Source organism: Pseudomonas sp. LBUM1644 (assembly GCF_059716195.1).
The window spans coordinates 4,667,459-4,694,022 of record NZ_CP166812.1 but is presented as its reverse complement, the minus strand read 5'-3'; the positions used below and the strand labels follow the sequence as shown (position 1 = coordinate 4,694,022).

The following is a 26,564-nucleotide window of genomic DNA, read 5'->3' as shown; positions in this document are numbered from 1 at the left end:
TTGAGCGCGCAGTCTACACGTCGCGATAATGAATGACTCCTCGGTCACCACTGACGAACGGTCATACCCTCATGAGCGCGTTCACCGGATTCTGTGCCAGCGTTTTTAGAGGTGCCCTTGCGCCGATGAGCATCAACCGCCAGGTTCGCCTAGGCGACTTTCTTTTCACCGGAGAGTAACGAGGAATCCATGAAGGTTCTTGTAGCTGTCAAACGCGTTGTGGATTACAACGTCAAGGTCCGCGTCAAGGCGGACAATTCCGGCGTCGACCTCGCTAACGTGAAGATGTCGATGAACCCGTTCTGCGAAATCGCAGTGGAAGAAGCCGTACGCCTGAAAGAGAAAGGCGTTGCGACTGAAATCGTCGTCGTCTCCGTCGGCCCGTCCACTGCTCAAGAGCAACTGCGCACCGCGCTGGCTCTGGGTGCCGATCGCGCCATCCTCGTCGAATCCGCCGAAGACCTGACGTCCCTGGCCGTTGCCAAACTGTTGAAAGCGGTTGTCGACAAGGAACAGCCTCAGCTGGTGATCCTTGGCAAACAAGCCATCGACAGCGACAACAACCAGACGGGCCAAATGCTCGCTGCATTGAGCGGCTACGGTCAGGGCACCTTCGCGTCGAAAGTCGAAATCAGCGGCGACAGCGTTGCCGTGACTCGCGAAGTCGACGGCGGGGCGCAGACGGTTTCCCTGAAACTGCCAGCCATCGTCACCACCGACCTGCGTTTGAACGAGCCGCGCTACGCGTCCCTGCCAAACATCATGAAAGCCAAGAAAAAGCCTCTCGAAGTGCTGACTCCGGACGCTTTGGGCGTTTCCACCGCCTCCACCAACAAGACCGTGAAAGTCGAAGCGCCTGCTGCACGCAGCGCGGGTATCAAGGTCAAGTCGGTGGCTGAACTGGTCGAGAAACTGAAAAACGAAGCGAAGGTAATCTAAATGACTATCTTGGTTATTGCAGAACACGACAACAAAGTAGTGGCCCCGGCCACACTGAACACCGTTGCTGCTGCCGCCAAAATCGGTGGTGACATCCACGTTCTGGTTGCTGGCCTTGGCGTTGGCGCCGTGGCTGAAGCCGCTGCGAAAATCGCTGGCGTGGCTAAAGTGCTGGTGGCCGACAACGCCGCCTACGCTCACCAACTGCCGGAAAACGTAGCTCCGCTGGTGGCCGAACTGGGCGCTGGCTACAGCCATATCCTGGCTGCCGCTACCTCCAACGGCAAAAACATCCTGCCGCGCGTTGCCGCTCAGCTGGACGTTGACCAGATCTCCGAGATCATCTCGGTCGAAAGCGCTGACACCTTCAAGCGCCCGATCTACGCCGGTAACGCGATCGCAACCGTTCAATCGAACGCCGCGGTCAAAGTGATCACCGTGCGTGCCACCGGTTTCGACCCGGTAGCTGCTGAAGGCGGTTCGGCTTCGGTTGAAGCGGTTGCTGCTGCTCACGACGCTGGCACTTCCAGCTTCGTCGGCGAAGAACTGGCCAAGTCCGATCGTCCGGAACTGACCGCTGCCAAGATCGTCGTTTCCGGCGGTCGTGGCATGCAGAACGGCGACAACTTCAAACACCTGTACGCCTTGGCTGACAAGCTGGGCGCCGCTGTCGGTGCTTCCCGCGCCGCGGTCGACGCAGGTTTTGTACCCAACGATATGCAGGTCGGTCAGACCGGCAAGATCGTTGCTCCACAGCTGTACATCGCGGTCGGTATCTCCGGCGCGATCCAGCACCTGGCCGGCATGAAAGACTCCAAGGTGATCGTTGCGATCAACAAGGACGAAGAAGCGCCGATCTTCCAGGTGGCCGATTACGGCCTGGTGGCGGACCTGTTCGAAGCCATCCCCGAGTTCGAGAAGCTGGTCTAATCCAGCCGCTTGACCTATAAAGAGCCCGACCTTTTGGTCGGGCTTTTTTTTGTTCTTCTGTAGGAGCTGTGTAGGAGCTGCCGAGTGAAACGAGGCTGCGATCTTTTGATTTTTCTTTTTAAAAATAAGATCAAAAGATCGCAGCCTCGTTTCACTCGGCAGCTCCTACACAGTTCCACAGGGGATATAACCGAGTTTGAGTGGAGAGGATTGCCATGGATCTGCGCGGAGCGTTCAGTTGGTCACTGCTGCTGGGCCTGATGACATTACCCGGGCTGTCCATCGCAGCGGGCAAGTGCGAACGCCTGGTCGTCACCGGCAGTCCGGATGCGCCACCCTATCTGTGGCAAGACCCGCAAAACCCCAAGCACCTGATCGGCGCCAGTGCCGATCTGTTGCAGCAAGTGGCAGGGCAGTTGGGCATCAAGGTCGAGCTGCTTTACGCCGGCAAACGTGCCCAGGCTCTTGATGAAGTGCGTAGCGGGCGCATGGACATGCTGGCCGATGCGCCGCTGACGGTCAGCGGGCTGGAAACCCTGGATTACATTCATCCGCCGTTGCTGGAAAACGATTATCTGGTCTGGACCCGCAAAGACTCGGCATTGGTCTACAACGAAGCGCAGGACCTTCACGGACATCCCGGCGCTTTGTCGGAAAAGTCTCGAATGACCTCGGCATTTGGCACGTTCGCCGAGCAGCAATTAACCCTCGCGCGTACTCCGAACCTGACCCAGGCCTTTCAGAAATTGCTCATGGGCGAGGTGGAATTTGTCCTGGCTGGACGCTACTCGGGCATGGCGGCCGCGCAGGCATTGAGCATGGCCAACGACCTGGTCGCACGTCCACAACCGGTCGACAAACCCGGTCTGTACCTTGCGCTTTCCCATAACTCCGCCTGCAACGATCCGTGGTTGCGCGGACAGCTGGCCAAAAAGATGACAGAATTGCCCGCGTCCGGACTGACGGAGGCTGTGCTGCAACGCAATATCGAGCGTTGGAAATCACAGCAGCAACAACCCGCCAGTACCCCAAAACAGTAGGGATTTTTAGTGAGTATTCGACCTCTTTTCGCTGCCCTGGCCGTTCTGGCTCTGGCGGGTTGTGCAGCCGATCCGGCGCCGAATGAACAAATACGATTGACTGAACAGGCACTTGAACAAGCCAAGGCCGTGGGCGCCACTGCCGACGACGTGCCGGAAATGAAGCTGGCCGAAGAAAAATTCACCCGTGCCCAGGGCGACATGACCGATCAGTCCTACAAACATGCGCGCATGCGGGCCGAACAGGCCGAGCTGGACGCGCGCCTGGCCGAGGCCAAAGTGCTGACCCTCAAGAGCGAGGAGCAGTTGAACGTGCTCAACACCCGCATCACCCGTCTGCGCAAGCAGCTGGGAGATGCCCAATGAGCCTCAAGTCCACAGTGCTCGGCGGTTTGATCCTTGCCGGTTGCGCCAGCCTTTATGGTTGCGCGGGCCAGCACAGCGAGGCCGCGTTGCAGCAGGCCGGCACTGACTTCCAGAAGGTCAAGGAAGATTCCAATGTGTTGCGTATCGCGCCCAAGGATGTGATTCGCGCCGGTGAGTCCCTGGCCCGTGCGGATCGACTGTCCAGCTACTGGGGCAGCGGTTCGGATGTGCTGCAATACGCTTATCTTAGCCAGCGTTACAGCGAAATCGCCCGAGAGCACACCAATCAAGTGCTCAACGAAGAGCGTGCGGCGAAGCTCGAACTGGAGCGTCAGCGCCTTCAACTCGCCCTGCGCGAATCCAAACTGCTGAGCGTGCAGCAGCAGGGCAAGTGGCTTGAAGAACAGATCGTTGCGCTGGCCACGACTCAGACCGACCGTGGTTTGGTGATGACGCTGGGCGATGTGCTGTTCGACACGGGCGAGGCGGAGTTGAAAAACTCCGCAAACCGCGTGGTGCTGAAAATCGTGCAGTTCCTGCAGCTCAACCCCAAGCGTGTGGTGCGTATCGAAGGCTACACCGACAGCACCGGCGGTAAACAGGACAACCTCAAGCTGTCGCGTGACCGTGCGCAATCGGTGGCGGACGTGCTGATGGACCTTGGCATCGATGACAAACGCATCCAGGTCGAAGGTTATGGCGACGAGTACCCGGTGGACGTGAACGCTTCCGAGCGAGGTCGTGCACAGAACCGTCGGGTGGAAATTGTGTTCTCCGACGAAAAAGGCCAGCTCGGCGCCGCCCGCTGAGTCCGGCATGCATCCTGTAGGAGCTGCCGAGAGAAACGAGGCTGCGATCTTTTGATCTTTCGCTTGGGACGCAAGTGAACCGGAAAGATCGCAGCCTCGTTTCACTCGACAGCTCCTACACAGCTCCGACAACCCGGCCTGCCAGACAGCGCCGGGTTTTTTTGCGCCTGCCATTTGCCTCGAAAGCAGTACAGATTTTGCTGACACTGCACTGTACTGTCGACTATTGTGGCAACTGTCCCCGTACACTTCTAAACTGTTCCGGTATTGTTTTACACAAGAATAAAATGCCCGTGAAATCGAGTGCTGCGTCATGACCAATCTCTTGCTCTACCAACGTATTGCTCAGCAACTGGCCGAAGACATCCGTCGCGGTGTCTATCAACCGGGAGAGCGCGTGCCTTCGGTGCGCAAGATGAGCTCGCAGCTAAACGTCAGCCATGCCACGGTGTTGCAGGCTTACGCCAATCTCGAAGATCAGGGGCTGATCCGTGCCCGGCCGCAGTCGGGTTACTACGTGCACCAGACGCCGGCGCTGACGGCGCCGACGCCGGATATCGCGCGGGTCGAGCGCCCCGGCCTGGTCACTCGCAGCAGCATCATTCAGCAAGTGTTGGTCGAATCTCGTCGCGAGGGTGTATTTCCCTTGGGCGCGGCAGTACCGAGCGTGGATTATCTGCCGGTGCGAGCGCTGCACCAGCAACTGGCCAAAGTCACCCGTTTCCATAGCCCGCGCGCTTTCAGCTACATGTTCAGCCCCGGTTTCGAGCCGTTGCGTCGGCAAGTGGCGATCCGCATGCGTGACGCCGGCGTGGTGGTCGATCCGTCCGAGGTGGTGATCACCCATGGCTGCGTCGATGCGTTACAGATGTCGCTGCGCGTGCTGACCCGGCCCGGTGACTTGATCGCGGCCGAGTCGCCGACCTATTACGGGTTGCTGCAACTGGCAGACCTGCTGGGCCTGAAAGTCATTGAGATCCCCAGCGATCCAGCCACCGGCATGAGCCTCGAAGCGCTGCAACTGGCGGCCAACCAATGGTCGATCAAGGCGTTGGTGCTGACCACTCGTCTGAGCAATCCTTTGGGCGGCACCATGCCAGAAGAACGGCAGAAGCAACTGCTGCGCCTGGCTTCTGATTTCGATATCCAGATTGTCGAAGATGATATCTACGGCGAATTGATGTTTGAGCAGGGTCGCACCAAATCCCTCAAGGCGTATGACCGGCTGGATCGGGTGATCTATTGCTCGAGCTTCTCCAAAACCCTCTCGCCGGGGGTGCGTATTGGCTGGATGATCGCCGGCAAGTACCAGCAGGAAATCCAGCGCTTGCAAACGTTCAGTACGCATTCCGCCTGCAGCGTCACGCAGATGGGCATCGCGGCTTATCTGGAAAATGGTGGATACGACCGTCACTTGCGTTACATCCGCCAGGAATACCGTAAAAACCTCAGCGCTTTCCAGCTGGCAGTGCAGCAGTATTTCCCGGAAGGCACGCAGATGACGCGGCCAACCGGCGGTTTCATTCTGTGGGTCAGTTTGCCTGGGCGGGTCAACACCCAGGAGTTGCACGTGCGGGCCTTGCAGCAAGGCATCAGCATCGCGCCGGGGCTGATTTTCAGTAATACCGAGCAGTTCAATCACTGCATCCGGTTGAACTGCGGTACACCCTGGAACCGTGAGGCCGAGCGCGCGTTGATGACCCTTGGCATGCTGGCTACCCAGCTCTGCCAGGAGATGGCAGGCGGAATTTGAGAGGATGGGCAGGTTCTTCCTGCCCGAGCTTGTCTTGTTGCGTCCAACAGGCGAGCATACGGCCCTCTGCCGTTAGCGCTGTTGTGTCCATGAAACCTATTTTTCTCGCCGTCTGGCTATCGATCTGCCTGTTGATGACTGTTCGCGCCGAAGGCGTCATGGCGGCTGCCGTTCAGGAAAAACCGGCCGCCAGCACTGCGTCGAAAAAAACGGCACAGACCAAAAAAGCCGCGCCGGTCAAAAAGAATCCGGCAACTGTCAAGAAACGTCCACCGATTGCCTCCAAATCGAAACCGGCCAGTGAGGTGGTGAAAACCCCACTGCCTTCGGCCAACCTCGATTTGAGCCTGCCCAAGGACATGGCCGAGGAACTGAAACCGATCGGCACGGTGCCGTTGCCCAAACACGATACGGTGTTACCGCAAATGTTCGGTGACAAGGGCAATGCACCGTTTCAGCTCAACGGAAGGCTGATCAACAACGAAATGCAGTTGCAACTGCGCAATGAAGAGCGTCGTGAGGTGGAAGGTGCTGCACTTGAATTCGAGTTCAAGCGGTAATTCCTTCCCATCCGTGACCCGCCAGCCAGACGCTTTGTCGGAGACTGGTCAGTCACCTTCGTTTCAGCGAAAAAACCCGGCTTCAGGTAATTTTAAACAACTGTTTTAGCGGTTACTCTGTGCCCCGTCCTTTAACACATCGCCCGTCGCGAGGAGCTCGTCGTCATGAAATGCCGTGAAGGCTGTGGCGCTTGTTGCATTGCCCCTTCCATCAGTTCACCGATTCCCGGAATGCCCAATGGCAAAGCTGCCGGAGAACGTTGCCTGCAACTTTCTGTCGATAATCTGTGCAGTATTTTCGGAAAACCGGAGCGTCCAGCGGTTTGCTCCGCATTTGAAGCCGATATCGAGGTGTGTGGCGGCAGCAGTGAAGAGGCCGTCAGGCTGCTTGGCTGGTGGGAACAAATGACGGCGGCGTGATGTGTTCAACAAACGGAATTTCAACAATAAGGAATAAGATTATGGGTTCGCTGCATCGTTTGGCTGTGCTGTGTGGTTTGACGGTTGTTCTGGGTACGTCGGCCGCTCAGGCCGAAGACTGGAAGGTGGCCAAGAATGAGGACGGCATCAAGGTGTCCTTGAGCGAAGTGGCCGGCTCTGACTACAAGGCTTATCAGGGCGTTACCCTGATGAAAACCACCATGGCCAAACTGCGTGCGTTGCAGGAGGACGTGGCAGGAGCCTGCGCCTGGATTCATGAGTGCAAGATGCAGAAGCTGCTCAAGCACGAAGGTGATCAGAGCTGGACTTACACCCAGTTCAATACGCCGTGGCCGGTCACGCCGCGCGATTCGGTATTGCATGTCACCACCGTCGAAGGCGCCGATGGCAGCCTGACCCGTAAGCTCGAAGGCGTGCCGAAGTACATTCCTGAAGAAAAGGGTTTTGTGCGGGTGGCCAAGGTCGACGGTTTCTGGAAGTTCGTGCCCAAGGGCGACCAGATTGAAGTGACCTACCAGGTGCACACCGAGCCGGGCGGCAGCATACCGTCGATGGTCGCCAACAAGTTTGTGGTCGATGCGCCGTTCAATACTTTGAAAGCTTTGAAGGAACGCGCTGAGAAGTAATCGCGCAGTTTTTTTTCATCGATTGGGGGCATATCCGTTTTTTTGGTAAAGGCTGATGTTGGTTTCGCTTTTACAGCGACTCCCTTTTTGCAAACCGTTTGAAAAAGGGACTCGCTGTAAAAGCGAAACCGCCAGCAGCCGTTACTGCAGAAATGGATATGTACCCCAACCCAACCCAACGATCAGGCCGGTAATTGCCGTAAGCGGCACAACACCGCCGGTTTTTCGACTTTGACACAATCCCCATTTCTCCTCCGACCCCCTCAAACCCTTTGTTTCCCAGCCCCCACGCCGCCAAAAAAAAGTTGGTCTGCAAATTGCTTATGGTCCAGCAGTACAGCAGTGGGCGGCAAACGTCCGGCATGCAGAGGAAAGAGTGTGGACAAGTACCTTTATGTGGCAATGACCGGCGCCAGCCAGAATGCACTGGCGCAGAAGGCTCATGCCAACAACCTGGCGAACATCTCCACGAACGGCTTCCAGAAAGACCTGGAGCAGGCGCGTTCGATGCCCGTGTTTGGTGACAGCTTTCCGGCGCGTGCGTTTGCCATGTCCGAGCGTCCGGCCACCGACTTCTCGCCGGGCGCCTTGATCGAAACCGGTCGCGACCTCGACGTCGCCGTGCAAGGCAGTGGCTGGCTTGCCGTGCAGAACCCGGACGGTGGCGAAAGCTATGTGCGCACCGGCAGCCTGAACGTTGACGCCCTGGGCGTGCTGCGTGCCGGCAACGGTATGCCGGTGATCGGCAATGGCGGTCCGATTGCCGTGCCGCCCGAGCAGCAAATCGAAGTGGGCGAGGATGGCACCATCAGCATCCGTGCGATGGGCGAAGGTCCGCGCGTGATGGCCGAAGTCGACCGCATCAAGCTGGTCAATCCTGATTTCAAGAACATGACCAAGGGGCTGGATGGTTCGATCCACACCAAGGACGGCCAGCCGGCGCAAGCCGATGCCGGCGTGAAGCTGATCTCCGGTTTCCTGGAGTCGAGCAACGTCAATGCCGTGGAAGAAATGACCTCGGTGCTGGCTTTGTCCAAGCAGTTCGAGCTGCACATCAAGATGATGAACACCGCCAAAGACGATGACCAGGCCATGGCTCGGGTCTTGCAGATCAGCTAATTATCAGAACGTCGCGCCGTAAAACAGGCGCACGAGGAGAATCGAATGCTTCCGGCTCTATGGGTTGCCAAAACAGGTCTGTCCGCCCAGGACACCAACCTGACGACCATTTCCAACAACCTGGCGAACGTGTCGACCACGGGTTTCAAACGTGACCGCGCCGAGTTCCAGGACTTGCTCTACCAGATCAAACGCCAGCCTGGCGCCCAGTCGACCCAGGACAGCGAACTGCCGTCGGGTCTGCAACTGGGTACCGGCGTGCGCATTGTCGGCACCCAGAAAAACTTCACCGCTGGCAGCCTGCAAACCACCGAGCAGCCGTTGGACCTGGCGGTCGACGGTCGCGGTTTCTTCCAGATTCTGCAGCCGGACGGCACCACGTCCTACACCCGTGACGGTACGTTCCACCTGGACTCCAATGGCCAGATCGTGAACGCCAGCGGCTTCGCCCTGGAACCGGCCATTGTCATCCCGAACGATGCCCAGACCTTCACGGTCGGCCGCGACGGTACCGTGTCCATCACCGTTGCCGGCAACCCGGCCTCCCAGGTGATCGGTAACCTGCAAACCGCCGACTTCATCAACCCGGCCGGTCTGCAAGCGGTGGGTAACAACCTGTTCCTGGAAACCGCTGCCAGCGGCGCGCCGCAAGTCGGTACGCCGGGCCTCGCCGGTTTCGGCACCACGCTGCAGAACACCCTGGAAACGTCCAACGTCAGCACCGTTGAGGAGATGGTCAACATGATCACCACTCAGCGCGCCTACGAGATGAACTCCAAGGTGATCTCCACCGCCGACCAGATGCTCTCGTTCGTAACGCAGAATCTGTAATCAAGTCTATGAGGCGGCCATGAGGTCGCCTGCAACACCGTGAGGTAGGGTCATGAATCGCTTCGTTTCTGTTCTGGCATTGAGTGGGATCGCCGTGCTCGCGGGCTGTGTTCCTACGACACCCAAGCCCAATGATCCCTACTACGCCCCGGTGATGCCGCGAACGCCGTTGCCGGCTGCCGCGAATAACGGCTCGATCTACCAGGCCGGTTTCGAACAGAACCTGTATGGCGACCGCAAGGCGTTCCGGGTCGGTGACATCATCACCATTACCCTGAACGAGAAGACCCAGGCGAGCAAAAACGCCAACTCGCAAATTGGCAAGAACAGCAAGGCCAGCATCGGCCTCAGTTCGCTGTTTGGCTCCACGCCCAATACCAACAACCCGTTCGGCAGTGGTGACCTGAGTCTGGATGCCAGCTATGAAGGCGATCGTGCAACCAAAGGCGACAGTAAGGCAGCGCAGGGCAACACCCTGACCGGTTCTATCACCGTGACCGTGGCCGACGTATTGCCCAACGGCATCATCGCTGTACGTGGCGAGAAGTGGATGACCCTCAATACCGGCGACGAGTTGGTACGGATTGCCGGTCTGGTCCGCGCCGACGATATCTCTACGGACAACACCGTGTCGTCGACCCGCGTCGCCGATGCACGCATCACCTACTCGGGCACCGGTTCGTTTGCCGATGCGAGTCAGCCAGGCTGGTTCGACCGTTTCTTCCTCAGCCCGCTGTTCCCTTTCTAGGTGGCTACGTTGAATTTCAAAAGCCTGATGGTGGCCGCACTTTTGCTGTCCGCGGCCTTCAACGCTCAAGCCGAGCGGCTGAAGGACATCGCCAGTATTTCCGGCGTGCGTTCCAACCAATTGATCGGCTACGGCCTGGTGGTCGGGCTTAACGGTACCGGCGACCAGACGACGCAAACGCCATTCACCCTGCAAACCTTCAACAACATGCTCTCGCAGTTCGGCATCAAGGTGCCGCCGGGTTCGGGCAACGTGCAGTTGAAGAACGTCGCGGCGGTGTCGATCAGCGCCGACTTGCCGGCGTTCGCCAAGCCGGGTCAGCAGGTCGACATCACCGTGTCGTCCATTGGTAACTCCAAGAGCTTGCGCGGCGGCACCTTGCTGCTGACGCCGCTCAAAGGTATCGACGGCAACGTTTATGCAATTGCCCAGGGCAACCTGGTCGTCGGCGGTTTTGATGCCGAAGGTCGCGACGGTTCGAAGATCACCGTCAACGTTCCGTCGGCAGGTCGCATCCCGGGCGGTGCATCGGTCGAGCGAGCGGTGCCGAGCGGTTTCAACCAGGGCAACAGCTTGACCCTGAACCTCAATCGTTCGGATTTCACCACTGCCAAACGCATCGTCGACAAGATCAACAACATGCTTGGCCCTGGTGTTGCCCAGGCCATCGACGGTGGTTCAATTCGCGTCAGTGCGCCGCTCGATCCAAGCCAGCGGGTCGACTACCTGTCGATCCTCGAAAACCTTGAAGTTGATCCGGGCCAGGCGGTGGCGAAAGTCATCATCAACTCCCGTACCGGCACCATCGTGATCGGGCAGAACGTCAAGGTTTCACCGGCCGCCGTGACTCATGGCAGCTTGACCGTGACCATCACCGAAGACCCGATCGTCAGCCAACCCGGCCCTCTGTCCAATGGTCAGACGGCGGTCGTGCCGCGCTCGCGGGTCAACGCCCAGCAAGAAGCCAAGCCGATGTTCAAGTTTGGCCCGGGCACCACCCTCGACGAAATCGTACGTGCGGTGAATCAGGTAGGCGCCGCGCCGGGTGACTTGATGGCGATCCTTGAAGCACTGAAGCAGGCTGGCGCGTTGCAAGCCGACCTGATCGTGATCTGAGGACGGCGACCATGGATATGCGCAAGAGCGGTCTGGTCAGCAGTAGCGACTCGGGTTCCTATTCGGACCTCAATCGACTGAACCAACTTAAGGTCGGCGACAAGGACAGCGACGGCAACATGCGCAAGGTGGCGCAGGAATTCGAGTCGCTGTTCCTCGGTGAAATGCTCAAGTCCATGCGCTCGGCCACCGAAGCGCTGGGCCAGGACAATCCGCTGAACACGCCCGCCGCCAAGCAATACCAGGAAATGTACGATCAGCAACTGGCCGTTTCCATGTCCCGCGAAGGCGGCGGTATCGGTTTGGCAGACGTGCTGATGCGTCAGATGTCGAAGAACAAACCGTTGGCGCCGGGTGAAGCTGCGGCGGCGTCGGCAGCTAAACAGGCTGCTGCGAAAGCTGCGGTTGAAACGCCGATTGCCGCCGGTACGACCGCCACTAACGGGCCGCTGTCGCGTCTCAACGGGGAGCGTCCGTTGTGGGCGTCGCGCTCCGTGCGTTCACCGCAAGCGGCGGGCGAGGGCGCACATCGCAACGACATGGCACTGATCAATCAGCGACGCCTGGCGCTGCCGCCGAAACTGGCTGATCGCTTGCTCGCAGGCCTGGTTCCGTCGGCCTCGACCAGCGCAACGACTGCCGCGAACGCGCTGAATAAAACCCAATTGCCGTCGAGTGCCAAGACCGGTGCCGGTCCATTGTTCAATGGCGACTGGCTGGCCTCGCAAACAGATTCGACCTCCACCGGGCGCATGCAGGTCTACGGCCGTGCCATGGCTCAGATACCGCTGGCGCCGGCGAAGAAAGCCTTCAGTTCCGCCGACGAATTCGTCAACACCATGCTGCCAATGGCCAAGGAAGCCGCCGACCGCATCGGTGTCGATCCGCGTTACCTGGTGGCTCAGGCGGCCCTGGAAACCGGTTGGGGCAAATCGGTCATGCGCGCCCAGGATGGCAGCAGCAGCCACAACCTGTTCGGCATCAAGGCCGGCAGCAGCTGGAAGGGCGATTCGGCGCGGGCGATTACCAGCGAGTTCAGGAATGGCGAGATGGTCAAGGAGACGGCCGAGTTCCGTTCCTACGGCTCGTACAAGGACAGCTTCCATGACCTCGTGACGCTGCTGCAAACCAATAATCGCTATCAAGATGTTGTGAAGTCGGCCGATAACCCAGAACAGTTTGTACGCGAACTGCAAAAGGCCGGTTATGCAACCGACCCGGAATACGCTAGCAAGATTTCGCAGATAGCCAAGCAGATGACGAGTTATCAGAACTACGCTGCGGCGGGCGCCTCCACTACGCCTCTTTGAGGCATAAGTTATAAGGTCTGAACCATGAGTTTGCTCAATATCGGGATGTCGGGTCTGGCCGCTGGCCAATCCTCGCTGATGACTACCGGCAACAACATTGCCAACGTCGATACCGCCGGGTACTCCCGCCAGCAAACCGTGCAGGGCACCAAGGCCTCGCAGCAGTTCGGCAATGTTTACATCGGCACCGGGACGACCCTGGCCGATGTCCGTCGGGTGTACAACAGCTACCTCGATGCGCAACTGCAAACCAGCACTTCGCTCAACAGTGATTCGGCTGCCTACCTGGGCCAGGTCACGCCACTCGATACCTTGCTCTCGGACAGCGGCACTGGCCTGAACGGTGCCCTGACCAAGTTTTTCGCGTCGGTGCAGAACGTCAACGCCAAGCCGGGGGACGATGCATCCCGCCAGTTGCTGCTCAGCGATGCCCAGGCCTTGAGCAATCGTTTCAACTCGATGTCCAGCCAGTTGAACTCGCAGAACGCGAGCATCAACGGCAACCTCACGAACATGGCCGATCAGGTCAACAAACTGGCCGCGACCGTGGCGCAGTTGAACCAGAAGATTTCCGAAGTCTCCAGCTCCGGCGGCATGCCGAATGATTTGCTCGATGCCCGTAACGAGACCGTCCGCCAGCTGTCGACCTTTACCGGTGCGCAAGTGGTCGAGCGCGAAGGGAACATCGACATTTACCTGGGTAGCGGCCAGCCACTGGTGATGGGCAACACCGTCAACAAGCTTGAAGTGGTGCCGACCAAAGACGATCCAGGTCGCCTGGGCCTGCAACTCAATCGTGGCTCGAGCACTATCGATATCACGTCGATCATGACCGGCGGCGAAATCGGTGGCCTGCTGCGTTATCGCAGCACCGTGCTGGACCCGGCCATGAACGAACTGGGCCGCGTGGCCCTGGTCGTCGCCGACCAGATGAACAGCCTCCAGGCGCAAGGCATCGACAAGAACGGTGACTTCGGCTCGAACCTGTTCAACAGCATCAACAGTGCCGCACAAGTAGCTCAACGCAGCGTGGCCTCCACCGGCAACAGCGTTGGCTCGGGCACCTTCGGTGTGAACATCGAGGACTCGGGCAAGCTGACGATCAATGATTACAAGGTGACGTTCACCAGCGCCACCGACTTCAACGTCCAGCGCCTGCCGGACAACACCGACATGGGCACGTTCAGCACGGCGCCACCGGCAACGGCACCGGTCATCGATGGCTTCTCGTTGAGTTTTGGTGGTGGCACGGCTGCCGCGGGCGATACCTACCGGATCACGCCGACGCGTAACGCGGCGGCGAACATCAAGACCGAGATGACCGACTCCAAGCGCTTGGCCATCGCCGCGCCGCTGAGCGCGGCCATCACGCCGGGCGGCAGTGGCACGCTGACTATTTCGTCCAGCGGTCAACCTGCACTGACGACGCAGTTCGATATCTACGATGCGGCGACCACCAAGATCATGCAGGACGGGTTGAAGAACTCGACGCCGGTCAAAGTAGTGTTCGGTGCTTCCGGTGGTTCGACCCAGACCTATCAACTGCTCGATGCCAAGGGCAACCTGCTCAGCAGCGGCAATATCGTGCCGAACCAGAACAACACCCTGAGCCTGAAAATTCCGCTGGTCGACGCCAGCGGCGCAGCGATCATGGACCCGGGGCCACCTTCGGTACAGCGTACCGTCGCGTTCGACATGACCGTCGCGGGCTCGCCGGGCACGGCGTCGGCGATCGACATCTCGCTCGCTCAAGCGGGTACCCTGGACAACCGCAACGGCACTGCTCTGGCCGGCTTGCAGACCAAGCAGACTGTGGACACCGGTTCCGCCAGCAAGGGTATTTCCCTGAACGACGCCTACGGCAAACTGGTCGAAGGCGTGGGCTCCAAAGCGGCCCAGGGCAAACTCGACAGCGCTGCGACGGGTGCGATCCTGGCCAACGCCAAGGGCGCCCGGGATTCGCTGTCGGGGGTCGACCTCGACGAGGAAACCGGCAACCTGGTCAAGTATCAGCAGTACTACACCGCCTCTTCGCAGATCATCAAGGCTGCGCAGGAAATCTTCAGCACACTGATCAACAGTCTTTAAGGAGTCGTAGCCCATGCGCATTTCTACCGGCCAGTTTTACGAGTCCTCGGCTGCAAACTATCAAAAGAATTTCGCCAACGCGGTCAAGAGCAGCGAAGAGGCGAGCAGCCTGGTTCGCGTCAACACCGCTGCCGATGATCCGGTCGGTGCCTCGCGTCTGTTGCAATTGGGTCAGCAGGCTTCGATGCTCGACCAGTACGGCGCCAACACCAACACGATCAAGGCGACCCTGGGCCAGACCGAGTCGGTCATGACCAGCATCAACAACGTGCTGCAGCGCGCCCGGGAATTGGCGATTGGTGTCGGTAACAGCGGTTACACCGATGCCGACCGTCAGGCCAACGCTTCGGAGTTGGGCCAGATCGAAGAGCAACTACTGAGCCTGATGAACTCCAAGGACGAAAACGGCACCTACATTTTCTCCGGTTCCAAGGGCGATACCGCGCCGTTCTCGCGCAACACCGACGGCACCTACAGCTACAACGGCGACCAGGTGACCCTCGATCTGCCTGTCGGCGATACCATGTCGATGGCCACCAACAGCACCGGTTGGGACGTTTTCCAGCAGGCGATCAATACCAGCCGCAGCCAGGTCACCATGACCGCGCCTGTGATAGATGATGGCCGCGTGGCCCTGTCCAACGGTCAGGTGTCTTCGAACGTCACCTACAACAGCAAATTCCGCAGCGGCGAGCCGTACACGGTGAGTTTCGTCAGCGGCACCCAGCTGAAAATCACTGACTCGGGCGGTACCGACGTCACCGCCGAAGCCAGTCAGGGTGGTGTTTTTGACTCGACAGGCTCCCAGACCCAAGGCGTCACTTTCCGCGGTGTCGAACTGAACCTCAACATCAACCTGCAAGCCGGTGATAATGCCGCTACCGTGCTGCCTGGCCATACCTTCACCCTGGCTGCCAAACCCGATTCCTTCACGGCGACCCGCAGTCCAGGCAACCCGACGACAGCGCAGGTCACCTCGAGCACCATTACCAACTCGGCGAATTACCACGCCAGTTTCCCGACGGGTTCGGCTGTGCTGAAGTTCACCAGCGCCACGGCGTTTGAGCTGTATGCGGCGCCGTTGACCGCCAGCAGCAAGCCGGTGTCCACCGGGACCATGGTCGGCAACGTTGCCACTGCATCGGGTGTCAGTTTCACCATGACCGGCGCACCGGCGCCGGGGCCGAACGATCAATTCAATATTGCCGTCAATACTCATGAAACCCAGAACATCCTGGAGACCGTGAGCCAGTTGAAGAGCGCATTGAACACGCCAACCAACGGCAATCCGCTCCTGATCCAGAAGCAGCAAGCCGCCGTGGCTTCGGGCGTTGCCAACCTGGCCAGTGGCAACGATCAGTTGTCCAGCGCCTTGAGTTCGGTGGGTGGGCGTGGTTCGGCCCTGGATACTCAAACCGAGATCAACCAAAGCCTGAGCATGGCCAACAAGACGACCCAGTCGTCGATCCGCGATTCCGATCCGGCGGAAGTGATGACGCGTCTGACCTTGCAGCAAACCATGCTGCAGGCCTCGCAACTGGCGTTCAGCAAAATTACGCAGTTGGGTTTGTTCAACAAGATCTAAAGGCGTCGGGCGCGGAAGCGCCCGGCCGTCATTCGCCGAATACCAATCGCCTTTTTTCAGCGGTTCCAGGGGCTCACTCGGCCGGGTGAGCATCCGCCGCTTGAGAGTCCCGCCGTGAATCCAGTCTCGTTAGTCAGCCTCGTCATTCCCGCCTTCAATCCCCGCTTTTTCGACCGGGCCCTGCGCAGTGCCCTGAACCAGCAATACGCCAACCTTGAAATTATTGTGTGCGACGACAGTCGGGGCGATGAAATCCAGCAGGTTGTCGAGTCGCTGACGGGCGATGCCGCGCTGCGCGTGCGTTATGTGCGAAACCCACGCACATTGGGTTTTGTCGGCAACCTGCTGGCGTGCCTGGACGAAGCCAAAGGCGAGTTCATCAAGTTTCTGTGCGATGACGATCAATTGTCGCCTTCTTGCATCGAACGCCAGGCGAAGGTGTTGGCTGAGAATGCCGACATCAACCTGGTGCTGGCTCAGCGCACGTTCTGGGATGCAGACGATCACCCGTTGCCGCCGCGGTTGGAGAACAGCACGCTGTCGCCTGTTTGCGGAATCTTCAAGGGCGATGACCTGCTGGCGATTTTCGAGAACTTCCCGGTCAACTTCCTCGGCGGATTCAGTAATGCGCTGTTCCGCCGCGAGGATGTCCAGGAGCTCATGCCCGCCCTGACGCAACCCGGCCATTGCTTTGTTGCATCACTCGATCTGGCCTTGTTCATCTGCCTGATGCGGCGGGGCAACATGGCGCAGCTCAACTATGTGTTGAGTGTCGAGCGACTGCATCCGCAGCGATTGAGTCGCCAGCAATCGATGAAAGACGCGGCCGAGGTGGAAAAGCACTGGCTGGTGCAGATGCTCAAGGTTCGCGGTGGCGAAGGTGCGCCTGCGGGCGGCTGGGTGCGGTGCCTGCCACTGAGCCGCCATAAAGAAGAACCGCGCGTCTGGGACGAATTACCCCTGGCTCGAACCCTGGGCGCCAACCAGGCCGGCCTGGAATATCGGGTGGGCGTCGCCAGCGAGAGTTTTTCCGAGCTCTACGCTCAATGGCTGGCGTGTCGCACGCTCAACGACACTCAACGGCGCCAATTGCCGGAAACCCTGGCCGGTTGGTCGCGGCAACCGAAAATCGTACCGATCATCATTGATGACCAGGCCAGCCGTGCCGGTCTGGATCTCACGCTCCGCAGCCTTGCCGGACAGCTCTATGCGCCGGACCTGACCCTGGTATTGTCCAGCGCCTGTACCGAAGCGCTACTCGACGAGCGGGTGTTCAATTTACCGCTGCAGGACGACGGGTTCGAGCAGATCAACGGGCTGCTGGCACAACTCGACGGGGTCGACTGGTTCTATGTGCTGCGTGCCGGCGATCGTCTGGTAGAGCCGGCGCTGTTGCTGCTGGCCGAGCGCATCAGCGTCTCGCCGAGTGCCTTGTGCCTCTACAGCGATGAAGGCGGATTGCGCGACGGTGAGTCGGAAGATCCGGTCTTCAAGCCGGATTTCAATCTGGACCTGATGCGCAGTTATCCCTACGTCGGGCGCTCGCTGGCGTTTCAGCGCGAGCGCTTCCTGGCACTCGGCGGTTTCAATTCGAGCTACGGCGAACTGGCGCCGCACGATGTGCTGTGGCGTATGGTCGAAAATGACGGCGTCGAAGTCGTCGAACATATTGCCGAGGTGATGCTGGAATCGACGTTCAGCCTCGCGCAGTGGCTGGCACTGCCGGAAGTCATTGAGCTCAACCCACAGGTGGTGGAAGCGCATCTTCAGCGATTGGGCGTTGCCCATGAGATTCGCCAGGGCAGTTACACCTCGCTCAATCGTGTCGATTACCGGCACGCAGCGCGGCCGTTGGTGTCGATCATTATTGTCTGCAAAGACCAGTTGGCCGCCGTGCAGCGTTGTGTTGAAACACTCCTCGAGAAAACCGCCTACAGCGAATACGAGTTGCTGTTGGTCGACAATGGCAGCGAATCACCGCAGACCCTCGAGTGGCTGGGCGGTATGGCGCAACTGGGCAGCGACCGGTTGCGGGTGGAGGCGTTTGCGCCGCAAGGGAATGTTGCGGCAACGCGCAACTTCGCGGCGCAGCACGCCCGTGGTGAATACTTGCTGGTCCTCGACCCGTACGCGGTGATCACCCGTGGCGACTGGCTGGATGAGCTGCTCAATCATGCGCAGCGTCCGGAAGTCGGTGTAGTCGGGGCCAAGCTGTTCAATCCTGACGGTCTGGTGGTGCATGCCGGCCTGATTCTGGGCCTGCAAGGGCCGGCCGGGTCACCGTTTTTCGGCGACCCGCTGAATTCGGCCGGCTATATGCACCGCTTGCAGGTGGTTCAGGACATGAGCGCGGTCGGTGCCAACTGCCTGATGGTGCGCAAAGCGCTGTTCGACAGTCTGGGTGGTTTCCAGGCGCAGGACTTTGCCTTGACCCTCAACGAGGTGGACCTGTGTCTGCGGGTCCGTCAAAGCGGCTATCTGGTGGTGTGGACACCGTATGCCCAACTGGCCCTCGGGACGGCGCCTGCGACCGAAGTTGACGAGGCCGGACTGGCGCTTCGAACGCTGGAGCAGCAAGCGTTTTACCGACACTGGCTACCCATCATTGCCCGCGATCCGGCCTACAATCCGAACCTGATGTTGAATACGCCGGGGGGTTCCAGTTTCGGTCTGGAGCCAGGCTTGCGCACCGGGTGGAGCCCGTTTTCCACTCGGCAAGTGCCCAAGGTCATGGCCCTGCCAATCAACTCCTCTGCGGTCGGACACTATCGCGCGATCCAGCCGCTGATCGAGTTGGAGAAAGCAGGCCGGGCGACCGGGCGGATTTACTATGACCTGCCATCGGTCATTGAAATCGAGCGTGAGTCGCCGGACGTCATCATTTTGCAGGGGCGCTACAGCGAGGGACCGATCAACGATATCGCCGCCTTCAAGCCCTACACCAATGCCCGACTGATTTTCGAGCTGGATGACTATGTCATCAAGGCGTCGAAGAAGAACCTGCACGTGCGCAATATGCCGGACAACGTCGAGATGGAACGGCTGGTTCGTCGGGGCATCGGCTTGTGCGATCGGGTCGTGGTGTCGACTCAACCACTGGCCGAGGCGCTGTCGTCCATGCACCACGACATTCGCGTCGTGCCGAACATGCTCGCCACACATCTTTGGAGTGATCTGCGCAGTCAGCGCCGGACCTCGAAAAAACCACGGATTGGCTGGGGTGGCGGTACCAGTCACTCAGGTGACCTGGCGATCATTGCCGATGTGGTTCGCGAACTGGCCAACGAGGTCGACTGGGTATTCTTCGGCATGTGTCCGGAGGAGTTGCTGCCTTACGTGTATGAATTCCACGGGGTGATCGACCTGAGCATCTACCCGGCGAAGCTGGCCAGTCTGAACCTGGACCTGGCGCTGGCACCGCTGGAGTTCCATATCTTCAACGACTGCAAGAGCAACCTGCGTTTGCTGGAGTACGGCGCGTGCGGCTATCCGGTCGTCTGTACCGATACCGAGGCTTACCGGGGTTATCTGCCCTGCACGCGGGTGATCAGCAACTCCACCGATGAGTGGTTGCAAGCCATTCGCATGCACCTGGCCGACCCGGACGCCAGCTACCGCATGGGCGATGAATTGCGCGAGGCGGTACTGCGCGATTTCATGCTGCGCGGCGATAACGTGCGCTACTGGGAGAACGGCTGGCTGGCCGATTGACCCTGTAGGAGCTGCCGCAGGCTGCGATCTTTTGATCTTGATCTGATCAATGAAAATCAAGATCAAGATCAAAAGATCGCAGCCTGCGGCAGCTCCTACGCCAGTTCCAGTTCCAGTTACCGTTTATGGTGTCAGTGTTAGCTGGCGCGTTTCCTGCAAGTCCCCTGAAAATCGCCATAAATCTAGCATGTGCGACGCAGCCAGAAGGTCATGGGTGCTGCCTCATGCGATTTATCCAGATGGTCGCAAAGCCTTGTCGGGCTTGGGCTGGCCCTGTGACGAACAAGAGGGGAAACGATGAAGGCAGTTATTCTGGCGGGTGGCCTGGGCACGCGGATCAGCGAAGAGTCGCACCTCAAGCCCAAGCCAATGATCGAGATCGGTGGCAAGCCAATTCTCTGGCACATCATGAAGCAATATTCCGCACACGGAATTCACGACTTCGTGATTTGCCTGGGCTACAAGGGCTATGCGATCAAGGATTTCTTCGCCAACTACTTCCTGCACACCTCTGACGTTACGTTCGACATGTGCAACAACCGCATGGACGTTCACCAGAACTACAGCGAGCCGTGGCGCGTGACCCTGATCGATACCGGCGAAGACACCATGACCGGTGGCCGCCTGCGTCGCGCCGCCCGTTACCTGGAAGGCGAGCAGGCATTCTGCTTCACCTACGGCGACGGCGTCTCGGACCTCAATATCGGGGCGCTGGTGGACTTCCACTTGACGCACGGCAAGCTCGCGACCGTCACCGCCGTACAGCCACCGGGCCGCTACGGCGCCCTGGAGCGCGACGGTGACAGCGTAAAAGGCTTCATTGAAAAACCACGCGGTGATGGCGGCTGGATCAATGGCGGTTTCTTTGTGCTGTCGCCCAAAGTGCTGCCGTACATCGCCGACGACCAGACTTCCTGGGAAGCCGAGCCGCTGGCGGCGCTGGCCAACGAACAGCAGCTGCAAGCGTTCCAGCACGATGGCTTCTGGCATCCGATGGACACCCTGCGCGACAAAAACCACCTTGAACACCTGTGGATGAGCGGGGAGGCCCCATGGAAGCAATGGGACTGAGCCCGGAGTTCTGGCGCGGCAAGCGGGTTTTGCTGACGGGCCACACCGGTTTCAAAGGCAGTTGGTTGACGTTGTGGCTGCAAAGCCTCGGTGCCGAGGTCAGCGGCTTTTCCCTGGACCCGTCGACCGAGCCGAGTCTGTTCGAACTGGCGCGTGTTCACGAGGGTATCAACGACCAGCGCGGCGACCTGCGTGACCTGGGCGCGCTACTGGAACTGATCGCTGAAACCCAACCGGAAATCGTCCTGCACCTGGCGGCCCAACCGCTGGTGCGCGAAGGCTATCGTGACCCGCTGGGGACCTACTCCAGCAATGTCATGGGCACGCTCAATCTGCTCGAAGCGATTCGCCAGGTCGGCGGCGTTCGTGCCTGCGTGCTGGTGACCACCGACAAGGTCTACGCCAATCAGGAATGGTTGTGGCCCTACCGTGAAAACGAAGCCCTCGGCGGACACGATCCTTACAGCAGCAGCAAGGCCTGCTGTGAATTGCTCGCGCAGTCTTACGCGGCGTCGTTCTTTCCGGCCGAGAAACATGCCGAACACGGCCTGGCCCTGGCCACGGCGCGCGCCGGCAACGTGCTGGGCGGCGGCGACTTTGCGCCTGAGCGTTTGATTCCGGATGTGCTGAAAGCCTGGACGGCCGACGAACCGGTCACCCTGCGTTATCCGCAAGCCGTACGTCCGTGGCAGCACGCACTGGAACCGCTGGCCGGTTACCTGCAACTGGCTGCCGGGCTCTACGAGCAAGGTCCGAAGTTTGCCGGTGCATGGAACTTCGGCCCGAGCGAAGCGGACATGTGCAGCGTCGGCGAAGTGGTCGAGTTGCTCGCCAACCGCTGGCCGCAAGCCCGTGGCTTGCGCATCGAACCGAGTGAATTGCATGAAGCGGGACTGCTGCGCCTGGACAGCAGCCGCGCTCGCCAATTGTTGGCCTGGCAACCGCGCTGGTCGTTGCAACAGTGCCTGACCCAAACCCTCGATTGGCACCTGGCCTGGCAGAACGGTGACGACATGCGCGCCATCACCCTGGGTCAATTGAACCTGTACCGAGGCGCGCTGTGAGTGAGTTTCTGTTGAAGCCGTTGCCGCTGGCCGGCCTGTTCAGCGTGCAACACAAACGCTTCGAAGATGAACGCGGGCATTTCGCGCGGCTGTTTTGCGAAGGCAGCCTGAGCGCGTTCGGCCAGCCGTTTCATATCCGTCAGATCAACCATTCCTGCACCCGCGAACGCGGCAGTGTGCGCGGCCTGCATTATCAGAACGCCAGCGCGCCGGAAGCCAAGTTGATCACCTGCCTGCGCGGTGAAGTCTGGGATGTGGCGGTGGACTTGCGCCCCGACTCCGAGACGTTCCTGCACTGGCACGCCGAACACCTGCGGGCCGGCGACGGTCGCAGCCTGTTGATCCCGGCAGGGTTCGCCCATGGTTTCCAGACCCTTACCGACGACGCCGAATTGCTCTACCTGCACAGCGCGGACTACACGCCGGCGCACGAGGGTGGTTTGAGCGTCAACGATCCACGGCTGGCCATCGCCTGGCCGTTGCCTGTCAATAATCTGTCGGCCAGGGATTCCAGCCATCCCTTGCTCGATGACCACTTCGCTGGAGTGCGTGTATGAACTGCCGTGGTTGCGGGACTTCCCTGGCCTTGCCGCTGATCGACCTCGGCACCTCGCCGCCGTCCAACGCCTACGTGCGCGCCGATCAGCTGGAGCAGGCCGAGCAATGGGTGCCCTTGAAGGTGGCCGTGTGTCAGCAATGCTGGCTCGTGCAGACCGAGGATTACACCAGCGCCGACAGCCTGTTCGACGCCGAGTACGCCTATTTCAGTTCGTTCTCCAGCACCTGGCTCGCCCACGCCGAGCAGTACGTGGCGAAGATGGTCGAGCGATTTGGCCTGACGCCTGACAGCCGCGTGGTGGAAATCGCCGCCAACGACGGCTACCTGTTGCAGTACGTGGCCGGGCGCGGCATTCCTTGCCTGGGCGTGGAGCCAACCCGCAGCACCGCACAAGCGGCGCGGGAAAAAGGCCTGGACATCCGTGAGCTGTTCTTCGGTCGTGACACCGCAGCGCAATTGGTCGGTGAAGGCTGGTCGGCGGACCTGATGGCCGCCAACAACGTGCTGGCCCATGTACCGGACATCAATGATTTCCTCGGTGGTTTCGCGACGTTGCTCAAGCCGACCGGCGTGGCGACGTTCGAGTTTCCGCAACTGCTGACGCTGATGGCGGGCCAGCAGTTCGACACGCTGTATCACGAGCATTATTCGTACCTGTCATTGACGTCCGTGCAGACGTTGTGCGCGCGCAACGGCCTGGAAGTGTTCGACGTCAGTCAGCTGTCGACTCACGGCGGATCGCTGCGGGTCTTCGTCCAGCGCGCCGAGGGCGTTCGCCGCGAGGTGCAGCCGGCGGTGGCTCAGCAGCTGCAAGCCGAACTCGACGCCGGGGTGAAAACCCCTGCGTACTACGCGACCCTCGCGCCTAACGCCGAACGCATCAAACACGAACTGCTGCGCTTCCTGTTGCAGGCCAAGGCTGACGGCAAACGCGTGGTCGGTTACGGCGCTGCCGCCAAGGGCAACACCTTGCTCAACTATGCCGGGGTCAAGCCGGACCTGCTGGCCTGGGTCGCCGATGCCAATCCGCACAAGCAGGGCAAGTACCTGCCGGGCAGTCGCATCCCGATTGTTTCGCCGGCACAGATCGACATCGAGAAACCCGATTACGTGTTGGTCCTGCCATGGAACCTGCTGCACGAAGTCAGTCAGCAACTGGCCCAGATGCGGCAGTGGGACGGCCGTTTCGTGATCGCCGTGCCTGAGTTGACCGTCCTGTGAAAGTCCTGGTGACCGGTGCCACCGGATTCGTCGGCCGCCATCTGGTCGCAGCGTTGCTCGCCCGTGGTTGCGAAGTTCGGGCCGTGGCGCGCAATGCAGAGACCGCAGCAAGCCTGTCGTGGATCAATGCGGTGGAATTCATCTCAGCGGATATTCACGCCGATGACCTGGACCTCGCCGCGTTGACCGAGGGTGTCGATGCCTTGGCGCATCTGGCCTGGCCAGGGTTACCGAACTATCAGGCGCTGTTTCACTTCGAGCACAGCCTGATGGCCGATTACCGGTTCATCAAGGGCGCGGTCGAGGCGGGCGTGTCGCAAGTGCTGGTCACCGGGACCTGTTTTGAATACGGCATGCAGAGCGGACCGCTCAGTGAGCAGACCGAACCGCAGCCGAGCAATCCGTACGGCTTGGCAAAGAACACGCTGCGCCTGTTCGTCGAAAACCTGCAGCGGGTTCAACCGTTCACCCTGCAATGGGCGCGGCTGTTTTACCTGCACGGCGAGGGGCAAAACCCCAACAGCCTGCTGGCGGCGCTGGACCGGGCGATCGATGCCGGTGACGACAGCTTCAACATGTCGGCCGGTGAACAGTTGCGTGATTACCTGGCGATCGATACCGCCGCCGCTTACCTCGCCGCGATCCTGCACCAGCGCGACTTCGATGGCGTGATCAATTGCGCCAGCGGCCGACCGGTTTCGGTGCGGGCACTGGTCGAGCAGCGGCTTCGCGAACGCGGCGCGTCGATCCATTTGAACCTGGGTCATTACCCATACCCGACCCATGAACCGATGGCGTTCTGGGGCGTGGCGGACCGTTTGCAACAGCTACTGGGAGCAGAGCATGAGGCATGAGTTGTATTGGGTATCCGACCTGCCGGTGTTGCAGAACCGCACCTTCGCCGACCCGGCGTCGGCCAAGGCCTCGGCGTGCGCCGACATGGTGCTGGTGCAGGATGAAAAGAGCGGGTTGATCTTCAACCAGGCCTTCGATGCCGACAAGCTCAGCTACGATGCCGACTACCAGAACGAGCAGGCGCATTCCGGCCAGTTCCAGAAGCACCTGAGTGACGTCGAAGGCATCATTGCCCGGCATTTCAAGGGGCAGGAACTGATCGAAGTCGGCTGCGGCAAAGGCTACTTCCTGGAGCTGCTCAAAGGTCTGGGCTACGCCATCACCGGCATCGACCCGGCCTACGAAGGCAGCAACGCCGACGTGATCAAGGCGCCGTTTACTCGCGGCCTGGGCCTGGCGGCAGACGCCATTGTCCTGCGCCATGTGCTGGAACACATTCAGGACCCGGTGAGCTTTCTGGCCGAGATGGCCGACGCCAATCAGGGCGGGCAGATCTACATCGAAGTGCCGTGCTTCGACTGGATCCTCGAGCACCGCGCCTGGTTCGACCTGTTCTACGAGCACGTCAATTATTTCCGCCTCGATGACCTGCGCCGGATGTTCGGCACCGTGCATGAGGCCGGCCACCTGTTCGGTGGCCAATACCTGTACATCGTCGCGGACCTGGCCACCTTGCGCCTGACCCCGGAACAACCGGTGCCGCGCCTGGAATTGCCTGATGGCTTTACCCAGAGCCTCGAGCGCGCAGTGCAGATTATTCAAGCCGCACCAGAACAAGGTTCGGCGATCTGGGGCGCGTCATCCAAAGGCGTGATCTATTCGCTGTTCCTGCAACGGGCCGGCGTGGCGGTGGATCGCGTGGTGGATATCAACCCGGCCAAACAGGGGCGCTATCTGCCCCTGAGTGGCGTGCGCGTGTCCTCGCCGCAAGAAGCCATGGACGCCTTGCCCGAAGGCGCCCACCTGTTTGTGATGAACTCCAACTACCTCGAAGAAATCAAGCGGATGACCGGTGGACACTACGTCTATCACGCCGTCGACAGCGCTTCGTTCCAGTGACTATTGAGATTCTAAAAAATGACCGACAACACCATCAATAAAGCGTTCGAAGCCCAATGTCAGGCAGAAATCGCAGCTCAGGGCGATGACCAGAAACTGACGGGCCTGGCCCAGGATTTCTTCAATCAATCGGCCAAGCACAAGTACAGCTACCACTTCTCGTGGATGGGCCGTCCGATCATCCAGCTGCCGCAAGACATGATGGCGATGCAGGAAATCATCTGGCAGGTCAAACCGGACCTGGTGATTGAATGTGGCATCGCCCACGGCGGTTCGATCATCTACTACGCATCCTTGCTGGAGCTGCAAGGTCACGGTGAAGTGCTGGGCATCGACCTCGATATTCGTCCGCACAACCGCGACGCCATCGAAAGCCACCCGATGAGCAAGCGCATCAAAATGATCGAAGGTTCGAGCATCGACCCGGCCATCGCCGAGCAAGTGCGTGTGGCCGCCGAAGGCAAGAAAGTCATCCTGGTGCTGGATTCGAACCACACCCACGACCACGTGCTGGAAGAGCTGCGCCTGTACGCGCCACTGGTGTCGGTGGACAGCTACTGCGTGGTCATGGACACCGTGGTCGAAGACATGCCGGCCGATTTCTTCCCGGATCGTCCTTGGGGCCCGGGCGACAACCCGAAGACCGCGGTATGGAAATACCTGGAAGAGAACGCTGACTTCGAGATCGATCGTCAGTTGCAGAACAAGCTGCTGATCACCGTGGCGCCGGACGGCTATCTGCGTCGCGTTCGCTAAGCAACGA

The 26,564-nt window shown here is 59.9% G+C and carries 24 protein-coding genes; all 24 read left to right on the top strand.

Annotated features, from left to right (window positions below):
* Positions 1-189 precede the first annotated feature (189 nt).
* The 24 genes from ACA052_RS21385 to ACA052_RS21270 all read left to right on the top strand — a co-directional run bounded on the left by ACA052_RS21385 (position 190) and on the right by ACA052_RS21270 (position 26,557).
* The gene (locus ACA052_RS21385) at positions 190-939 is read left to right on the top strand and encodes an electron transfer flavoprotein subunit beta/FixA family protein (protein WP_007945693.1); all 750 of its coding nucleotides are present in this window, start codon (positions 190-192) and stop codon (positions 937-939) included.
* Positions 940-1,869, top strand: coding sequence for an electron transfer flavoprotein subunit alpha/FixB family protein (locus ACA052_RS21380; RefSeq protein WP_497646672.1), 930 nt, complete (start codon positions 940-942; stop codon positions 1,867-1,869).
* Between the two features lie 215 nt (positions 1,870-2,084).
* Positions 2,085-2,909, top strand: coding sequence for a substrate-binding periplasmic protein (locus tag ACA052_RS21375; RefSeq protein ID WP_497646671.1), 825 nt, complete (start codon positions 2,085-2,087; stop codon positions 2,907-2,909).
* Between the two features lie 9 nt (positions 2,910-2,918).
* On the top strand, positions 2,919-3,275 hold the full coding sequence (locus ACA052_RS21370; RefSeq protein WP_497646670.1) for a DUF4398 domain-containing protein: 357 nt from the start codon (positions 2,919-2,921) through the stop codon (positions 3,273-3,275).
* Entirely contained in the window at positions 3,272-4,084 is an 813-nt protein-coding gene (locus ACA052_RS21365; RefSeq protein WP_497646669.1) for an OmpA family protein, read from the top strand. Before ACA052_RS21370 ends, ACA052_RS21365 begins: the two co-directional genes overlap by 4 nt.
* A gap of 313 nt (positions 4,085-4,397) precedes the next feature.
* A complete protein-coding gene (locus ACA052_RS21360; RefSeq protein ID WP_059406834.1) occupies positions 4,398-5,837 on the top strand; it encodes an aminotransferase-like domain-containing protein in 1,440 nt (479 codons plus the stop codon).
* A gap of 89 nt (positions 5,838-5,926) precedes the next feature.
* Entirely contained in the window at positions 5,927-6,397 is a 471-nt protein-coding gene (locus ACA052_RS21355; protein ID WP_497646668.1) for a translation initiation factor 2, read from the top strand.
* 165 nt (positions 6,398-6,562) lie between these two features.
* Positions 6,563-6,817 (top strand): YkgJ family cysteine cluster protein, encoded by a 255-nt coding sequence (locus ACA052_RS21350; protein ID WP_497646667.1) that lies wholly within the window; start codon positions 6,563-6,565, stop codon positions 6,815-6,817.
* 41 nt (positions 6,818-6,858) lie between these two features.
* On the top strand, positions 6,859-7,464 hold the full coding sequence (locus tag ACA052_RS21345) for an START domain-containing protein (protein ID WP_497646666.1): 606 nt from the start codon (positions 6,859-6,861) through the stop codon (positions 7,462-7,464).
* A 378-nt stretch (positions 7,465-7,842) separates the two neighbouring features.
* On the top strand, positions 7,843-8,583 hold the full coding sequence (locus ACA052_RS21340; protein WP_497646665.1) for a flagellar basal body rod protein FlgF: 741 nt from the start codon (positions 7,843-7,845) through the stop codon (positions 8,581-8,583).
* 45 nt (positions 8,584-8,628) lie between these two features.
* Positions 8,629-9,414 carry a flagellar basal-body rod protein FlgG gene (flgG, locus tag ACA052_RS21335; protein ID WP_462044807.1) on the top strand — a complete coding sequence of 262 codons (786 nt, stop codon included), beginning with the start codon at positions 8,629-8,631 and terminating at the stop codon, positions 9,412-9,414.
* Between the two features lie 52 nt (positions 9,415-9,466).
* Positions 9,467-10,162, top strand: a complete 696-nt coding sequence (flgH, locus tag ACA052_RS21330) for a flagellar basal body L-ring protein FlgH (RefSeq protein ID WP_497646664.1) — start codon at positions 9,467-9,469, stop codon at positions 10,160-10,162.
* 27 nt (positions 10,163-10,189) lie between these two features.
* On the top strand, positions 10,190-11,278 hold the full coding sequence (locus ACA052_RS21325; RefSeq protein WP_497650376.1) for a flagellar basal body P-ring protein FlgI: 1,089 nt from the start codon (positions 10,190-10,192) through the stop codon (positions 11,276-11,278).
* A gap of 11 nt (positions 11,279-11,289) precedes the next feature.
* The gene (gene flgJ, locus ACA052_RS21320) at positions 11,290-12,588 is read left to right on the top strand and encodes a flagellar assembly peptidoglycan hydrolase FlgJ (protein ID WP_497646663.1); all 1,299 of its coding nucleotides are present in this window, start codon (positions 11,290-11,292) and stop codon (positions 12,586-12,588) included.
* A 24-nt stretch (positions 12,589-12,612) separates the two neighbouring features.
* A complete protein-coding gene (gene flgK, locus ACA052_RS21315; RefSeq protein WP_497646662.1) occupies positions 12,613-14,676 on the top strand; it encodes a flagellar hook-associated protein FlgK in 2,064 nt (687 codons plus the stop codon).
* Positions 14,677-14,689: 13 nt separating this feature from the next.
* Positions 14,690-16,261 carry a flagellar hook-associated protein 3 gene (locus ACA052_RS21310; protein ID WP_497646661.1) on the top strand — a complete coding sequence of 524 codons (1,572 nt, stop codon included), beginning with the start codon at positions 14,690-14,692 and terminating at the stop codon, positions 16,259-16,261.
* 114 nt (positions 16,262-16,375) lie between these two features.
* A complete protein-coding gene (locus tag ACA052_RS21305) occupies positions 16,376-19,972 on the top strand; it encodes a glycosyltransferase (protein WP_497646660.1) in 3,597 nt (1,198 codons plus the stop codon).
* A 297-nt stretch (positions 19,973-20,269) separates the two neighbouring features.
* The gene (rfbF, locus tag ACA052_RS21300; RefSeq protein WP_497646659.1) at positions 20,270-21,043 is read left to right on the top strand and encodes a glucose-1-phosphate cytidylyltransferase; all 774 of its coding nucleotides are present in this window, start codon (positions 20,270-20,272) and stop codon (positions 21,041-21,043) included.
* Positions 21,025-22,107, top strand: a complete 1,083-nt coding sequence (gene rfbG / locus ACA052_RS21295) for a CDP-glucose 4,6-dehydratase (protein ID WP_497646658.1) — start codon at positions 21,025-21,027, stop codon at positions 22,105-22,107. The genes rfbF and rfbG overlap by 19 nt, the downstream gene beginning before the upstream one ends.
* Complete coding sequence (locus ACA052_RS21290) at positions 22,104-22,664, top strand: dTDP-4-dehydrorhamnose 3,5-epimerase family protein (protein WP_497646657.1); 561 nt, start codon at positions 22,104-22,106, stop codon at positions 22,662-22,664. The genes rfbG and ACA052_RS21290 overlap by 4 nt, the downstream gene beginning before the upstream one ends.
* Positions 22,661-23,887 (top strand): methyltransferase domain-containing protein, encoded by a 1,227-nt coding sequence (locus ACA052_RS21285; RefSeq protein WP_497646656.1) that lies wholly within the window; start codon positions 22,661-22,663, stop codon positions 23,885-23,887. Before ACA052_RS21290 ends, ACA052_RS21285 begins: the two co-directional genes overlap by 4 nt.
* The gene (locus ACA052_RS21280) at positions 23,884-24,741 is read left to right on the top strand and encodes an NAD-dependent epimerase/dehydratase family protein (RefSeq protein WP_497646655.1); all 858 of its coding nucleotides are present in this window, start codon (positions 23,884-23,886) and stop codon (positions 24,739-24,741) included. The genes ACA052_RS21285 and ACA052_RS21280 overlap by 4 nt, the downstream gene beginning before the upstream one ends.
* Positions 24,731-25,801: a class I SAM-dependent methyltransferase gene (locus ACA052_RS21275; protein ID WP_497646654.1), complete on the top strand. Its 1,071-nt coding sequence runs from the start codon at positions 24,731-24,733 to the stop codon at positions 25,799-25,801. Before ACA052_RS21280 ends, ACA052_RS21275 begins: the two co-directional genes overlap by 11 nt.
* Positions 25,802-25,819: 18 nt before the next feature.
* Positions 25,820-26,557: a cephalosporin hydroxylase family protein gene (locus ACA052_RS21270; protein WP_497646653.1), complete on the top strand. Its 738-nt coding sequence runs from the start codon at positions 25,820-25,822 to the stop codon at positions 26,555-26,557.
* Positions 26,558-26,564 lie beyond the last annotated feature (7 nt).

Excerpts from the sequence above, each read along its gene's own strand:
- ACA052_RS21355 (WP_497646668.1), top strand. The coding sequence starts at position 5,927 with ATGAAACCTATTTTTCTCGCCGTCTGGCTATCGATCTGCCTGTTGATG.
- ACA052_RS21385 (WP_007945693.1), top strand. The coding sequence starts at position 190 with ATGAAGGTTCTTGTAGCTGTCAAACGCGTTGTGGATTACAACGTCAAG.
- flgK (WP_497646662.1), top strand. The coding sequence starts at position 12,613 with ATGAGTTTGCTCAATATCGGGATGTCGGGTCTGGCCGCTGGCCAATCC.
- rfbF (WP_497646659.1), top strand. The coding sequence starts at position 20,270 with ATGAAGGCAGTTATTCTGGCGGGTGGCCTGGGCACGCGGATCAGCGAA.
- ACA052_RS21365 (WP_497646669.1), top strand. The coding sequence starts at position 3,272 with ATGAGCCTCAAGTCCACAGTGCTCGGCGGTTTGATCCTTGCCGGTTGC.
- ACA052_RS21345 (WP_497646666.1), top strand. The coding sequence starts at position 6,859 with ATGGGTTCGCTGCATCGTTTGGCTGTGCTGTGTGGTTTGACGGTTGTT.
- flgH (WP_497646664.1), top strand. The coding sequence starts at position 9,467 with ATGAATCGCTTCGTTTCTGTTCTGGCATTGAGTGGGATCGCCGTGCTC.
- ACA052_RS21285 (WP_497646656.1), top strand. The coding sequence starts at position 22,661 with ATGAACTGCCGTGGTTGCGGGACTTCCCTGGCCTTGCCGCTGATCGAC.
- ACA052_RS21375 (WP_497646671.1), top strand. The coding sequence starts at position 2,085 with ATGGATCTGCGCGGAGCGTTCAGTTGGTCACTGCTGCTGGGCCTGATG.
- ACA052_RS21325 (WP_497650376.1), top strand. The coding sequence starts at position 10,190 with ATGGTGGCCGCACTTTTGCTGTCCGCGGCCTTCAACGCTCAAGCCGAG.
- ACA052_RS21270 (WP_497646653.1), top strand. The coding sequence starts at position 25,820 with ATGACCGACAACACCATCAATAAAGCGTTCGAAGCCCAATGTCAGGCA.
- ACA052_RS21350 (WP_497646667.1), top strand. The coding sequence starts at position 6,563 with ATGAAATGCCGTGAAGGCTGTGGCGCTTGTTGCATTGCCCCTTCCATC.
- ACA052_RS21380 (WP_497646672.1), top strand. The coding sequence starts at position 940 with ATGACTATCTTGGTTATTGCAGAACACGACAACAAAGTAGTGGCCCCG.
- flgJ (WP_497646663.1), top strand. The coding sequence starts at position 11,290 with ATGGATATGCGCAAGAGCGGTCTGGTCAGCAGTAGCGACTCGGGTTCC.
- flgG (WP_462044807.1), top strand. The coding sequence starts at position 8,629 with ATGCTTCCGGCTCTATGGGTTGCCAAAACAGGTCTGTCCGCCCAGGAC.
- ACA052_RS21360 (WP_059406834.1), top strand. The coding sequence starts at position 4,398 with ATGACCAATCTCTTGCTCTACCAACGTATTGCTCAGCAACTGGCCGAA.
- ACA052_RS21310 (WP_497646661.1), top strand. The coding sequence starts at position 14,690 with ATGCGCATTTCTACCGGCCAGTTTTACGAGTCCTCGGCTGCAAACTAT.
- ACA052_RS21275 (WP_497646654.1), top strand. The coding sequence starts at position 24,731 with ATGAGGCATGAGTTGTATTGGGTATCCGACCTGCCGGTGTTGCAGAAC.
- rfbG (WP_497646658.1), top strand. The coding sequence starts at position 21,025 with ATGGAAGCAATGGGACTGAGCCCGGAGTTCTGGCGCGGCAAGCGGGTT.